Annotated in this window: 11 protein-coding genes; 4 read left to right on the top strand and 7 right to left on the bottom strand. The window is 71.5% G+C overall.

The window, feature by feature from the left end:
- Positions 1-53: 53 nt before the first annotated feature.
- Both ACWDEW_RS34645 and ACWDEW_RS34640 read right to left on the bottom strand, forming a co-directional pair.
- Positions 54-965, bottom strand: a complete 912-nt coding sequence (locus ACWDEW_RS34645; protein ID WP_450518200.1) for an adenosine kinase — start codon at positions 963-965, stop codon at positions 54-56.
- A gap of 80 nt (positions 966-1,045) precedes the next feature.
- Positions 1,046-1,525, bottom strand: a complete 480-nt coding sequence (locus tag ACWDEW_RS34640) for a macro domain-containing protein (protein WP_450518198.1) — start codon at positions 1,523-1,525, stop codon at positions 1,046-1,048.
- Positions 1,526-1,622: 97 nt separating this feature from the next.
- Here ACWDEW_RS34640 and ACWDEW_RS34635 point away from each other — a divergent pair, with 97 nt between their 5' ends.
- Entirely contained in the window at positions 1,623-2,336 is a 714-nt protein-coding gene (locus ACWDEW_RS34635; RefSeq protein ID WP_450518196.1) for a MerR family transcriptional regulator, read from the top strand.
- Here the strand turns inward: ACWDEW_RS34635 and ACWDEW_RS34630 are convergent.
- Positions 2,313-3,038: an SDR family NAD(P)-dependent oxidoreductase gene (locus tag ACWDEW_RS34630; RefSeq protein WP_450518194.1), complete on the bottom strand. Its 726-nt coding sequence runs from the start codon at positions 3,036-3,038 to the stop codon at positions 2,313-2,315. The genes ACWDEW_RS34635 and ACWDEW_RS34630 overlap by 24 nt on opposite strands.
- A gap of 135 nt (positions 3,039-3,173) precedes the next feature.
- Here ACWDEW_RS34630 and ACWDEW_RS34625 point away from each other — a divergent pair, with 135 nt between their 5' ends.
- From ACWDEW_RS34625 to ACWDEW_RS34615, 3 genes are all read left to right on the top strand, one after another.
- Positions 3,174-4,232 carry an ABC transporter permease gene (locus ACWDEW_RS34625; protein WP_450518192.1) on the top strand — a complete coding sequence of 353 codons (1,059 nt, stop codon included), beginning with the start codon at positions 3,174-3,176 and terminating at the stop codon, positions 4,230-4,232.
- A 76-nt stretch (positions 4,233-4,308) separates the two neighbouring features.
- Positions 4,309-5,373 (top strand): sugar ABC transporter substrate-binding protein, encoded by a 1,065-nt coding sequence (locus ACWDEW_RS34620; RefSeq protein WP_450518190.1) that lies wholly within the window; start codon positions 4,309-4,311, stop codon positions 5,371-5,373.
- A gap of 1 nt (position 5,374) precedes the next feature.
- On the top strand, positions 5,375-6,847 hold the full coding sequence (locus tag ACWDEW_RS34615; RefSeq protein ID WP_450518188.1) for a sugar ABC transporter ATP-binding protein: 1,473 nt from the start codon (positions 5,375-5,377) through the stop codon (positions 6,845-6,847).
- Positions 6,848-6,991: 144 nt separating this feature from the next.
- On the opposite strand, the gene ACWDEW_RS34610 is transcribed toward ACWDEW_RS34615, so the two are convergent.
- The 4 genes from ACWDEW_RS34610 to ACWDEW_RS34595 all read right to left on the bottom strand — a co-directional run bounded on the left by ACWDEW_RS34610 (position 6,992) and on the right by ACWDEW_RS34595 (position 13,039).
- Positions 6,992-7,732: an IclR family transcriptional regulator gene (locus tag ACWDEW_RS34610; RefSeq protein WP_450518186.1), complete on the bottom strand. Its 741-nt coding sequence runs from the start codon at positions 7,730-7,732 to the stop codon at positions 6,992-6,994.
- Positions 7,733-7,812: 80 nt separating this feature from the next.
- A complete protein-coding gene (locus tag ACWDEW_RS34605) occupies positions 7,813-9,447 on the bottom strand; it encodes a thiamine pyrophosphate-binding protein (RefSeq protein WP_450518184.1) in 1,635 nt (544 codons plus the stop codon).
- A 105-nt stretch (positions 9,448-9,552) separates the two neighbouring features.
- Entirely contained in the window at positions 9,553-11,745 is a 2,193-nt protein-coding gene (locus tag ACWDEW_RS34600; RefSeq protein ID WP_450518183.1) for a 3-hydroxyacyl-CoA dehydrogenase NAD-binding domain-containing protein, read from the bottom strand.
- Positions 11,746-11,824: 79 nt separating this feature from the next.
- Entirely contained in the window at positions 11,825-13,039 is a 1,215-nt protein-coding gene (locus ACWDEW_RS34595) for an acetyl-CoA C-acetyltransferase (protein WP_262057398.1), read from the bottom strand.
- Positions 13,040-13,049: the final 10 nt, after the last annotated feature.

Here is a 13,049-nt window from a genome sequence, read left to right as displayed (position 1 = left end):
AGATCAGTCCCTGCTTGCGGCCACCACCCCACCCGAAACTTCATGGCCTTGCCCTAAAGGGGCGCTGCCCCTGCCCGTGTCAGGAGGTCGCCGCGAGCTATCGCCTCCGCTTCCGTGGAAGGAACCGTGCAGGCGTGGGCGCCCGCGATCGCGCCGTACAGGGCCGCGCGTTGTGGTGTCTCCCGGTTGAGCCATCCGTACAGGAAGGCTGAGGCGAAGGCGTCTCCCGCGCCGTTCGAGTCGATCGGTGGGGACGGCGGGGTGACCGGTGGGATGTGGGTCACCTCGTCGTCCGCCAGCAGGTACGCGCCCTTCGCTCCGGCCGTGGCGACGACCAGTTCGGCGCGGCCGTGCTCGGCGATGGCGCGCATGGTGCGCGCGGGGTCGCCGGTCAGTGCGGTGGTGGACAGGAAGACGATGTCCGCCGCGAGGGCGAACTCCTCCTGGTACGGGTTCTTGCCGTCCCAGTTGTGCAGGTCCGTCGAGATCGTCACGCCGGCCTCGCGCAGGGTGGGCAGGGCGTGGGCGCAGGGCTGGGTGATGGAGACGTGGGCGTGGCGGCTCGCCTCGGCGAGGGCGCGGACCGTGGGCTCGGGCAGGCGGTCTTCGGGGTGGGCGCGGGTCGAGTCGTAGAGGGAGAGGCGGCGGCCGTCGGGGCCGACGAGGTTGACCGCGCGCTTGGTGCCGGCGGGCCCGGGGACTTCGGTGAGCGGGATGCCGTGGTCCCGGTGGAACGCGCGGACCAGGTCGCCCTCGGGGTCTGCGCCGAGTAGGTCGAGGTGGTGGGTGCGCAGGCCGAGCGCGCTCAGGCCGAGGGCCACGAAGTCGCCGGTCTGGCCGGCCCGGGTGGTGATGCCGGGGTCGATCATGTAGCTGTCGGCGTACGGGAGCGGCAGTTCGGGGACGTGGACGATGGTGTCCACGCCGGCGCCGCCCAGAACGAGGACGTCGATGTCACGGCTCATGATCACGGCCTTCCCTGTGGTTGCGCAAGATTCTGCAACTCCTTTCAGCGCGGGGCAAGTTGGATCGGGGATCGGCTGGGTCAGTCCTCGTGGTCGTACACCGTCACCGTGATCCCCCGCCCTGTCAGCCGCTCGGTGACGAGTGGTTCGACCCGGGACCACTTGCCGCCCGCGAGGCCGCAGCCGATGCGGGGCATGTGCACGGACGCGCCGAGTTCCGCCGCGCGGTCGGCGAGCAGGCCCAGGGCCGTGTCGATCGCCTCGTAGCGCACGGGGACGCCCTTGCTGCCCGTGCGTGTGCCTCGCTGGCCGATCATGTTGGCCACCCAGACGTAGCGCTCGACCTGTACGAACTGGACGGCGCCCAGCGCGAAGTCGTTGGCCGCGCGGGCGCGGTGCCAGGCGCGGTACTCCTTCTCCGGCTCCGGCCAGCGGCGCGACAGGGCCAGCACGAAGCCCTTTCCCCAGCCCCCGATGTCGTTGCAGACATGCGCGATCACCTTGACGCCCCTGACCGACGGAACGGTCGCGTCACCCCGGACATAGTTGATCTCCCCCATGCCGTCCACCGTAGACGGCACCACTGACAACGGCCCTGGCGTCGACAACGGCCTTCGGTGGTTTCACAGCATTGGTGGGACAGCGATACTGCTGCGCATGACGACCGACACCGGGGAGCCGACGCTCACGATCGACGAACTGGCCGCGCGGGCCGGCACCACGGTCCGCACGGTCCGGTTCTACGCCACCAAGGGGTTGCTGCCGCCGCCGGTGATCGGGGCCCGGCGGGTCGGGCGCTACGGGCCGGAGCATCTGGCGCGGCTGGCGCTGATCGAGGAGTTGCAGCACCAGGGCATGACGCTGGCGGCGATCGAGCGGTATGTCGGGCAGTTGCCGCCTGATCTCAGCGCGCACGACCTCGCGATCCACCGCGCGGTGGTGGCGTCGTGGGCGCCGGACGGCACGGAGACCGTGGACCGGCGGGAGCTGGAGCGGCGGGCGGGGCGGGCGCTGGGCGAGGAGGACGTGGAGCGGCTCGTCGCGATGGACGTGGTCCGGGTCGACGGTGCCGTGTACCAGGTCGACTCCGGTCTCCTGCGGCTCGGGGTGGGGTTGCTCGACGTGCCGCTGTCGCAGGAGGCGATCCTCGCGGCGCGCACCGTACTGATCGAGCATTCCCGTGCGGCGGCCCATGAGCTGTCGCGGGTGTTCCGCGAGGAGGTGTCCCAACGTGCCGCGCAGGACGTGAAGTCGCTGTCCGCGCACATGCAACCTCTTGTGGTGCAGGCCCTGCTGACGGCCTTTCAGCGGTCGTTGCGGGAGGAGCTCCAGCAGTGGCTCGGCGCCTCACAAGTAGGCGGATCCTCCTGACACGTTGAGGGTCTGCCCGGTCAGGAAGCCGCTGCCCTCGTCGACCACGTAGAGCAGGGTCGAGACCAGGTCGGACGGCTGCTGGGTGCGCGGCACCACCTGCTGGTCGCGGACGTGCTCGAAGCCGCCGTCGGCGCCGACCGTCCGCTCGGCGGTCGCGGTGCGCACCATGCTGGGCGCGATCGCGTTGACGGTGACGTCGTGCGGCCCCAGCGCCGCCGCGAGCGAGCGCGTGAAGCCGATCAGGCCCATCTTCGAGGCGACGTACGGAACCATCGTGGGCGGTGCGGTGAGGACGGCCGCCGAGACGATGTTGACGACACGGCCCCGGCCGGCGGCCTTCAGATACGGCAGGACCGCGCGGGTCAGCAGGAACGGCGCCTCCAGGTTGACGCGCATGATGCGGCGCCATTCCTCGGGGGTGGTCTCCTCGAAGGGGTGCGACGGGTAGACGCCGGCGTTGTTGACCAGGACGTGCAGGGTGCCGAATCGGCCGATGAGGCGGTCCAACGCCTGCTGGATCTGCGCCTCGTCGGTGATGTCACCGATCAACTCCACGTAGTCCGGGACCTTTTCGGCGGTCTGCGGCTGCGGGACGAGATCGAGTCCGGCGACCCGGTATCCGCGCCCGGCGAGCGCGACGGCGAACTCCTGCCCGAGGCCCTGCGCCGCTCCGGTCACTAGGGCGGTCCGCGTCTCCATGGGGCGAGTGTGACGATCCGTCAGGCACCCGGCAATCGCGCATTTCACTCGCTGAAACGCCCTGGTTGCCGCTCACGCCCGGCGGGCCCACCCTGCGTGACGACCCCAGCACCAGCCGTACGGGAGCCGTGCCCGATGACCGAGACCGAGCGTGCCGTGGACGACGCGGACGACGCCGAGCGCGCCTGTGAACAGGGCGGCCGGCAGGGCCTGTTGGGGTTCTTCGGGCGCCGGTCGCCGCCGTTGCCGCGCCGGTGGGTCCGGGACGAGTTCGGTGTGCTCCTCGTGCTGGGACTGCTGATCGCCGGGATCGGCATCCCCTACCCGGACTTCCTGGACATGAACAACCTCCTGTCCACCGCCCACAACTCTGTCTACATCTCGCTGATGGCGTGCGGCATGGTCTTCGCGCTGTCGATGCGCGAGGTCGATCTGTCGGTCGGCGGCAGCTACGCGATGTGCCTGGTCGTCGGGGCGCTGCTGGTGCGGGACGGCACCCCGCCCTGGCTTGCGGTGCCGGTGACGCTGGCCACCGGGATCGTGCTGGGCGTGTTCAACGCGCTGGTGACGACGCTGCTGGCGCTGCCGTCGTTCATCGTCACGCTGGGCACGCTGATGCTGTTCCGGGGCGTCGGGCTGGCACTCGCGGACGGCAAACAGATCACCGATCTTCCGCTGGGCGACTCGTTCTTCACGTTCGCGGGCGGTGATCCGGGCGGGGTGCCGTTCGCGCTGTGGGTGCTCCTCGCGGTGATCGTCGTGCTGGCCGTCGTGCTGTCCCGGACGCGTTTCGGGGCCCGGGTGCGGGCGATCGGGTCCAACCCCGACGCCGCCGCGTTCAGCGGCATCCCGGTCGTCCGCACCCGTGTCCAGGCACTGGCCCTGTCCGGCCTCACCACCGCCTGCGCCGCCGCGCTCGCCCTCGCCTTCTACGGCGCCGGTGACCCGACTCTCGGCCAGGGCTACGAGTTGCAGGCGATCGCCGCGTGCATCATCGGCGGCACTCCGCTGGCCGGGGGCCGCGGCTCGGTGGTCGGTGCGGTGGCCGGGGCGATGATCCTGTCGGTCGTCGCCTCCGGCCTGGTGTTCTTCGAAGTACCCATCAACTGGACGTCGTTCGCGACCGGTGGGGTGATTCTCGTCGCCGTCGCGGCCGACAGCGCGCTGCGCCGAACCGGACGCCGTCGCACGTGACGTCCCGCGTGGTCAACCTGGTTCCCCTGCCGTCATCCGCCAAGTCCCCCTGTGGTCCAGCCTTTTGGAGGCCGTGATGCACCCCCGTTCGCGTACGTGGTCCGCGGCGCTCGGCGCCCTGGTCCTGCTGGCCGCCGCAGGCTGCGGCAGCGGTGGCTCCGGCGGCGGCAACGGCAGGCTGAAGATGGGGATCTCCGTCGCCAACATCTCCCTCAACTTCGCCCACGAGATGGTGCTGGGCGCGCAGAGCGCGGCGAGCCACGCGGGGAAGGTCGACTTCAAGGCCGTGGGACCGCCCAACACGGACGGTCCGGCGGAGGTGCAGCTGTTCCAGAACCTCACCGCGGTCGCGAAGGACGGCATCGTCCTGGAGAACCTCGACCCGCCGATCTTCACCCGGCCCGCCGCACGCGCCGTCGACCGGGGCATCCCGGTCGTCGCCCTGGACACCTCCCCCACCGACGGCAGCAAGGTGAACTTCTATGTGGGCAACGACAATTACGCGCTCGGCGAGCTGATGGCGAAGGAGGCGCTGAAGCGGCTGGGCGCCAATCCCAAGGGCCAGATCGTCATCGGTGTACCCAACCCGGGGACGCCGGTGCTCGACAACCGGGCCAAGGGCATCGCCGACACGTTCGAGAAGGAGGCGCCCGGCGTCAAGGTCCTGGGACCGTTCCAGACGTACAGCGATCCCGGCCAGAACTACAGCTCCTGGTCGGCGCAGGTGAACGCACACCCGGACGCGCTCGCCTTCCTCGGCGTCGGTGACGCGGACAGCTACAACCTCGCCAAGATCAAGAAGGCCGAGCACGGCAAGTGGCTGACGGCCGGATTCGACGTCGACCCGAAGACCCTGGACGCGGTGAAGGACGGCTCCAACTTCGTGACCATCGACCCGCAGCACTTCCTGAAGGGGTATCTGTCGACGGCGATGCTGATCGAGGCCGTGCGCGACAAGAAGGGGAAGCTGCCGGACGGTTGGTTCCTGTCCCCCGGCGCGGTCGTCGACTCGTCCGACATCGACGAGATCATCGCCCGGCAGAAGTCGGCGCAGGCCGCCTACGACTGGTACAAGCCGACGATCGACAAGCTGCTCGGCGACGAGGCGGCCAACCTGAAGCCGCTGAAGGACGCGCGCTGAGATGGTCCACGACGACATCCTCGTGGCAGCGGAACTCGTCAAGTCCTACGGCGGTGTACGGGCGTTGGACGGCGCGTCGATCCGGCTGCGCGGCGGTGAGGTGCACGCGCTGATCGGTGAGAACGGTGCCGGGAAGTCGACGTTGGTGCGCATCCTGTCGGGGACGCTGGGCGCGGACGGCGGGACGGTGCGGTCGGCCAGGGACACCCGGATCGCCGTTGTCTCCCAGGAGTTGAGCCTCTTCCCGGACCTCACCGTCCGGGAGAACCTCTTCCCGCAGCATCCACCCCTGCGCATGGGCCTGTTGGACCGACGCGCGATGGACCGGGCGGCCCGGCCGGTTCTCGCGGAACTGGGGCTGGACGTGGACCCCCGCACCGAGCTGGGTGAACTGTCGCTGGCCGACCAGCAGTTGACGGAGATCGCGCGCGCCCTCCTGCGACGCCCGGGGCTGCTGATCCTCGACGAGCCCACGTCGGCGCTGCCGGCCGCGGCCGTCGACCGCCTCGAACGCGTCCTGCGCGCGCTGACCGACCGAGGGATCGCCGTCCTGTACGTCTCGCACTTCCTGGAGGAGGTGATGCGCTTCGCGCGGCGGGTGACGGTCCTGCGGGACGGGCGGGTCGTCCTGGCGGGCGTGGAACGGTCCAAGGTCGACGTACCGGAACTGGTGTCGGCGATGCTGGGCGGCCGGCCCGAGCAATCGCCGCGCCGGGCCAGGTCGTTGGTGGACCGACCGCCGGCCGTGGTGCTCTCCGGGGTGACCGTGCCGCGGCGGCTGACCGATGTGACGTTCACCGTGCGGGCGGGCGAGGTGGTCGGGGTCGCGGGGCTGCAAGGGGCGGGCCATCTCGACGCGTTGGCGGTGGTGTGCGGACGCGCGGCGGTCTCCGGGGGCCGGGTGGACGTCGGCGGGCGGGGGCTGCCTCGCTCGCTGCGGGCCGCGGTGCGCGCGGGTGTCGCCTTCGTGCCGAGCGACCGCAAACGGTACGGGCTGATGGTGGACCGCACGGTGTGGGAGAACACCACGGCGGTCAGCTGGCTTGCGCTGGGCCGGGGCGGGATCTCCCCCGCCCGCTCCGAACTCGTCCGTGTGACGGCCGAGTCGACCGGGCGGCTGCGGCTGCGCGGCGGACCGTACGACCTGGTGGCCCGTCTGTCGGGCGGCAACCAGCAGAAGGCCGTCTTCGCCAAGTGGCTCGCGACCGAGCCGAGGATCGTCGTCCTGGACGATCCGACCCGGGGTGTCGACGTCGGCGTACGCGCCGAAATGCACCGGATCGTCGGCGAGTTGGCGGCGGGCGGCGCGGCCGTCCTGATCGCCTCGACCGACCTCGCGGAGCTGACGGAGGTGTGCGACCGGGTGCTGGTGTTCGTGCGCGGGAAGGTCACCGAGGAGGTGCGCGGGGAGCAGCTGACCGAGCACGGGCTGGCGGTGGCTGTGCAGCGGACGGAGGTTGCGGCGCCGGACTGACGGGGTCCGGAAGTGACGGCGTGGGACCGACAGGGCCCGGAGACAGCCGCGTCACACCCGACAGACTCCGGAGACTGCCGCATCACAAACCGACGGGCCCCGAAGACAGCCGAGCCGGACGGACAAGCCCCGAAAGCGGCCGTGTCAGACCGACAGGCTCCGCGTGATCGCCCGGGCCGCCGCGCACAGCCGGGCCCCGATGCGGTCCATGTCCAGGCGGCGGGTGCCGCCGGTGACGGAGATCGCGGCGATCGGGCGGGTGCCTCGGTCGGCGGCGTAGACGGGGGCCGCGACCGCCGAGATGCCGATCTCGGCCTCCTCCAGGTTGACGCCGTAGCCGCGGGCCCGGGTGAGGGCGAGGTCGCGGGCGAGCTGGCCGGGGAGGACCAGGGTGCGCGGGGTGAGGCGGGGCAGGGTGCGGCGGGGCGGGCGGGGGTCCTGGGCGAGGAAGACCTTGCCGGTGGCGGTGCAGTGGGCCGGGAGCCGGCCGCCGGTGCGGGAGACGATCGGGGTGGCGCGGCGGCCGGTGATCTTCTCCAGGAAGAGGGTGTCGGTGCCGTCCGGGACGGCCAGGTGCACGTTCTCGTGGGTCGCCTCGTGCAGATCACCGAGGTAAGGCAGCGCCACGTCCCGCAACTCCCTTACGGACGGACAGGACTGGCCGAGGACGAAGAGGGCGAGTCCGACGCGGTAGCTGCCGTCCGTCATGCGCTCGACCAGGCCGAGCCGGACCAGTTCGCCGATCAGCCGGTGTGCCGTCGGCTTGGGCAGGCCGGTGCGCAGGGCGAGTTCGGCGAGGGAGAGCGCGGTCCCGGCCTCGCCGCAGGCGCGGAGCAGCAACACCCCGCGTGCGAGCACCGACTTCGGCAACTGACCGTCCGTCATGGACCGATGGTGGTAGCTCGCGCGCACGGGTGACAAGGTGTGGGTCACGGTGAGTCGCGACCGCAATCGAAGCGGTATCTCTACGAGGTGCGCAGCGGTACGTCGACGAGCATCGGGCGCGCCAACTCGTCGACCCCGGCGACCAGTTCGCGCAGGTGGTCGGCGCTCTCCGCCCGTACCGCGTCGACTCCGAAGAAGCGCGCGGCCTGGGTGAAGTCCAGGGCGCCGAGTTCGGTGCCGGGGCAACTGCCGCTGCCGCCCATCGCCTTGTAGGTGTCCTGGAGCGTGCGGTAGCTGCCGTTGCCCATCACCACGAACAGCACCGGCACCTGCTGCCGCGCCGCGCTCCACAGCCCCTGGAGTCCGAAGAGCGCGCAGCCGTCCCCGAGGACCGAGACGACCGGCCGGCCGGGGTCGGCGAGCGAGCGTCCGACGGCGGCGCCGATGCCCCAGCCGAGGCCGCCGCCGACGGTGTGGGTGTAGCTGCCGGGCCGGTCCAGGCGCAGCAGCCGGCGGAGCAACAGGCCCACGGTGATGGCCTCTTCGACGACCACGGCGTCCGGCGGCAGGCCGCGTGCCACCGCGTGTGCGGCGGCCCAGGGGGCGAGGGGGGCCGACGAGTAGGCGGCGCGGGCGGCGGACTCGGTGTGGGCCCGTTCGGCGGTGTGTCGTTCGCCGGCGCGCAGGACGCGGGCCTTCGCGGTGTGGTCGGGAACCTGTTCGCGCAGCAGCTCGGCCAGGCGGTGCAGCGAGGGGGCGAGGGCGCCGACGAGCCCTGCGTCGGCGGGGAAGTTGCGGCCGATCTCGTCGGCGTCCGAGTCGAGTTGGACGACGGTGATGCCGGGCGGCAGGGCGGGGCCGGAGCTGTAGTGGTGGGGCGTGAAGGCGTGGGCGCCGACGATCAGGACGGTGTCGTACGGCGTGAGGGCGGCCCGGATCGCGTCGTGGCGGGGTGGCAGCATCCCGGCGTGGAGGGGGTGTGTGGCGGGGAAGTTGAGGCAGTCGGCCATCGGCTGGTGGTGCACGGTCGCCCCGCAGGCTTCCGCCGTACGGACGAGCGCGGCCACCGCGTCCTCGCGGCCCACGCCGTCCCCGGCGACGATCACCGGGCGGGCGGCACCGCCGAGCAGTACGGCGGCCCGGTCGAGCCCGGCGGCGGGACCGGACAGCGGTGGGGCGGTGCGGGCGGGGACCTCGACCTCCTCGGTGTCCTCGGTCAGCAGGTCCATGGGCAGGGACAGGAACACCGGTCCGGCGGGCGGCCGCCCGGCCTGCGCGAAGGCACGGCGCAGGGCGAGAGGCAGGTCGCGGGCGTGCTGGATGTCGTAGGCCGCCTTCGCCGCGGGCCGGGCCAGGCCGAGGAGGTCGCCGGAGAGCATGGGGTCCTGCTGGAGGTGGCGGCGGTCCTGCTGGCCGGCGGTGACGACGAGCGGGGTGCGTGAACGGCGGGCGTTGAGGAGGCCGATGAGGCCGTTGGCGAGTCCGGCGGCGATGTGCAGGCTGACGAACGCGGGGCGGCCGGTGCCGCGCGCGTAGCCGTCGGCCATGGAGACGACGGCGCCCTCGTGGACGCCGAGGACGTACTCCGGGGCGTCCTCGGTCTTCGACAGGGCGGCGAGGAAAGGGAGTTCGGTGGTGCCCGGGTTGCCGAAGATCCGGTCCACGCCCTCGCTGCGCAGGATGTCGAGGAGGGCGAGAGCGGGACGGTGACCCATGGGGGCTCCTCGGGGGACGGGACCGCTGACCGGTTCGCCGGTCAGCGTCGGGGTCCCCTCCCCGCGAGGCAAGGGCAGCGTGTCGCTCAGCGATACGTCGACACGTCAGCGCGCGTCGCTGAACCGCTCCCCCTTCTCGGCCTTCTCCACGAGCAGCGCGGGCGGCGTGAACCGCTCCCCGTAGCGCTCGGCGAGCGCACGCGCGCGTGCCACGAAGCCGGGCAGGCCGCCGTCGTAGCCGTTGATGTACTGGAGGACGCCCCCGGTCCAACCGGGGAAGCCGATCCCGAGGATGGACCCGATGTTGGCGTCCGCGACGGACGTCAGGACGCCCTCCTCCAGGAGCTTGACCGTGTCGAGCGCCTCGGAGAACAGCATGCGTTCCTGCATGTCTTTAAAAGGCACGGTCTCGAAGGGGATCTCGGCGCCTTCGCGGGTGAAGTGCTCGCGCAGGCCCGGCCAGAGCCCGGCGCGCTTGCCGTCGTCGCCGTAGTCGTAGAAGCCCGCGCCGCCGCTGCGGCCGGTGCGGCCGAACTCGTCGACCATGCGGTCGATGACGGCCTCGGCGGGGTGTGCGGGCCAGGTGCCGCCCGCCTCCTCGACGGCCCGCTTCGACTCGTTGCGGATCTTGCGCGGGAGGGTGAGCGTCAACTCGTCCATCAGGGAGAGGACCTTGGCCGGGTAGCCGGCCTGTGCGGCGGCCTGCTCGATGGACGCGGGCTCGATGCCCTCGCCGACCATCGCGACGCCCTCGTTGATGAACTGCCCGATCACGCGCGAGGTGAAGAAGCCGCGCGAGTCGTTGACGACGATCGGCGTCTTGTTGATCCGCCGGACCAGGTCGAAGGCGCGCGCGAGGGCCTCGTCGCCGGTGCGCTCGCCCTTGATGATCTCGACGAGGGGCATCTTGTCGACGGGCGAGAAGAAGTGCAGCCCGATGAAGTCGGCCTGGCGCTCGACTCCTTCGGCGAGGACGGTGATGGGGAGGGTGGAGGTGTTGGAGCAGAGCAGCGCGTCGGGCTCGACGATGTGCTGGATCTCCTGGAACACCTTGTGCTTGAGGGAGGTGTCCTCGAAGACGGCCTCGATCACCGCGTCGCAGCCCGCGAGGTGCTGCGGATCGGCGGTGGCGGTGATGCGGGCGAGCAGCGCGGCAGCCTTCTCCTGGGTCGTACGGCCTCGGGAGACGGCCTTGGCGCAGAGCTTCTCGGAGTAGGCCTTGCCCTTGGCCGCCGCCTCCGGAGTGACATCCTTCAGGACGACGTCGATGCCCGCGCGGGCGCACGAGTAGGCGATGCCGGCGCCCATCATCCCGGCACCGAGGACGGCGACCTTGCGGACCGGTCGGGACTCGATGCCCTGGGGGCGGTTGGCGCCGGAGTTGACGGCCTGGAGGTCGAAGAAGAACGCCTGGATCATGTTCTTCGAGGTCTGCCCCGCCGCCAGTTCGACGAAGTAGCGGGCCTCGATGAGCTGGGCGGTCTCGAAGTCGACCTGGGAGCCCTCGACGGCGGCGGCGAGGATGTTGCGCGGGGCCGGGTAGGGCGCGCCGTTGGTCTGCTTGCGGAGGCTGGCGGGGAAGGCGGGCAGGTTGGCCGCGAACTTGGGGTTGGCCGGGGTGCCGCCGGGGATGCGGTAGCCGGGCTTGTCCCAGGGCTGCTGCGACTGCGGGTTGGCGTCGATGAAGGCGCGGGCCTTGGCGATCAACTCGTCGGGCGTGGCGGCCACTTCGTGGATGAGGCCGTTCTCCAGCGCCCGCTGCGGGCTGTACTGGGTGCCCTGGAGCAGCACCTTCAGCAGGGCGTCGGTGATGCCCAGCAGCCGTACCGTGCGGACGACTCCGCCGCCTCCGGGCAGCAGCCCGAGGGTGACCTCCGGGCAGCCGATCTTCGAGCCGGGGGCGTCGAGGGCGATGCGGTGGTGGCAGGCGAGGGCGAGTTCGTAACCGCCGCCCAGGGCCGCGCCGTTGAGCGCGGCGACGACCGGCTTGCCGAGGGTCTCGATGCGGCGCAGGTTGCGCTTGATGGCGAGGCCGCCGTCGAGGAGCTCCTGGGCGGTGTCCGGGGTGACGCGGATGAGGTCGCGCAGGTCGCCGCCCGCGAAGAAGGTCTTCTTGGCGGACGTGAGGATGATGCCCCGGATGGACTCCTGCTCGGCCTCCAGGCGGTCGGTGATCGCGGCGAGGGAGTCGCGGAAGGCCGCGTTCATGGTGTTCGCGGACTGGTTCGGGTCGTCGAGGACGAGGGTGACGACGCCGGTGTCGTCCTGTTCCCAGCGGATGGTGGTGCTCTCGGTCATGAGGGGGTTCTCCGTAGAAGTCTCTGGTCGCCGCGGAAGCCTCGGGTGGCCGCAGACAGCGCTGCCGGCCGCCGGGGTCTCAGAGGCGCTCGACGATCGTCGCGATGCCCATGCCGCCGCCGACGCACAGCGTGGCGAGGCCGTAGCGCTTGTCCTGGCGCTCCAGTTCGTCGACGAGCGTGCCGAGGATGATCGCGCCGGTGGCGCCGAGCGGGTGACCCAGCGCGATGGCGCCGCCGTTGACGTTGACCTTGTCCAGGGACAGGCCCATGTCCCGCACGAAGCGCAGGACGACGGCGGCGAAGGCCTCGTTGATCTCGACGAGGTCGATGTCGTCGATGGTCAGGCCGGCCTTGGCGAGGGCCTTGCGGGTGGCCGGGGCGGGTCCGGTGAGCATGATGGTCGGCTCGGAGCCGGAGACGGCCGCGGAGACGATCCGCGCGCGCGGGGTGAGGCCGTAGCGCTCGCCGACCTCCTTGGAGCCGATGGCGACGAGGGAGGCGCCGTCGACGATGCCGGAGGAGTTGCCCGCGTGGTGGACGTGGTCGATCTTCTCCACCCAGTGGTACTTCTGCAGGGCCACGGCGTCGAAGCCGCCGAGTTCGCCGATGTCCGCGAAGGACGGCTTGAGCCGGGCGAGTGAGTCGGCGGTGGTGCCGGGGCGCAGGTGTTCGTCGTGGTCGAGGACGACCAGGCCGCTGCGGTCCCTCACCGGCACCACGGAACGCTCGAAGCGGCCCTCCTTCCACGCGGTGGCCGCGCGCTCCTGCGAGAGGGCCGCGTACTCGTCCACGTCGCGCCGGGAGAATCCCTCGATCGTGGCGATCAGGTCGGCGCCGATGCCCTGGGGCACGAAGTTGACGGCGAGGTTCGTCATCGGGTCGTTGAACCAGGCGCCGCCGTCCGAGGCCATCGGCACCCGGGACATCGACTCGACGCCACCGGCGAGGACGAGGTCCTCCCAGCCCGAACGCACCTTGGCGGCGGCCATGTTGACGGCCTCCAGACCCGAGGCACAGAAGCGGTTCTCCTGTACGCCGGCCACCGTGTCCGGGAGTCCCGCGGCCACGGCGGCGATCCGGGCGATGTCGGAGCCCTGGTCGCCGACCGGTCCGACGACACCGAGCACGATGTCGTCGATCGCGGCCGGGTCCAGGTCCGGGAAGCGGTCGCGGATCTCGTGGATGAGTCCGACGACCAGGTCGATGGGCTTCGTGCCGTGCAGGGATCCGTTCGCCTTGCCGCGCCCGCGCGGGGTGCGGATCGCGTCGTAGACATACGCTTCGGTGCTCACTGCCAAGCCT

It is taken from the genome of Streptomyces sp. NPDC001100, from assembly GCF_053598575.1.
This window is presented reverse-complemented; position numbering and strand designations above follow the sequence as displayed.

Excerpts from the sequence above, each read along its gene's own strand:
- ACWDEW_RS34645 (WP_450518200.1), bottom strand. The coding sequence starts at position 965 with ATGAGCCGTGACATCGACGTCCTCGTTCTGGGCGGCGCCGGCGTGGAC.
- ACWDEW_RS34640 (WP_450518198.1), bottom strand. The coding sequence starts at position 1,525 with ATGGGGGAGATCAACTATGTCCGGGGTGACGCGACCGTTCCGTCGGTC.
- ACWDEW_RS34635 (WP_450518196.1), top strand. The coding sequence starts at position 1,623 with ATGACGACCGACACCGGGGAGCCGACGCTCACGATCGACGAACTGGCC.
- ACWDEW_RS34630 (WP_450518194.1), bottom strand. The coding sequence starts at position 3,038 with ATGGAGACGCGGACCGCCCTAGTGACCGGAGCGGCGCAGGGCCTCGGG.
- ACWDEW_RS34625 (WP_450518192.1), top strand. The coding sequence starts at position 3,174 with ATGACCGAGACCGAGCGTGCCGTGGACGACGCGGACGACGCCGAGCGC.
- ACWDEW_RS34620 (WP_450518190.1), top strand. The coding sequence starts at position 4,309 with ATGCACCCCCGTTCGCGTACGTGGTCCGCGGCGCTCGGCGCCCTGGTC.
- ACWDEW_RS34615 (WP_450518188.1), top strand. The coding sequence starts at position 5,375 with ATGGTCCACGACGACATCCTCGTGGCAGCGGAACTCGTCAAGTCCTAC.
- ACWDEW_RS34610 (WP_450518186.1), bottom strand. The coding sequence starts at position 7,732 with ATGACGGACGGTCAGTTGCCGAAGTCGGTGCTCGCACGCGGGGTGTTG.
- ACWDEW_RS34605 (WP_450518184.1), bottom strand. The coding sequence starts at position 9,447 with ATGGGTCACCGTCCCGCTCTCGCCCTCCTCGACATCCTGCGCAGCGAG.
- ACWDEW_RS34600 (WP_450518183.1), bottom strand. The coding sequence starts at position 11,745 with ATGACCGAGAGCACCACCATCCGCTGGGAACAGGACGACACCGGCGTC.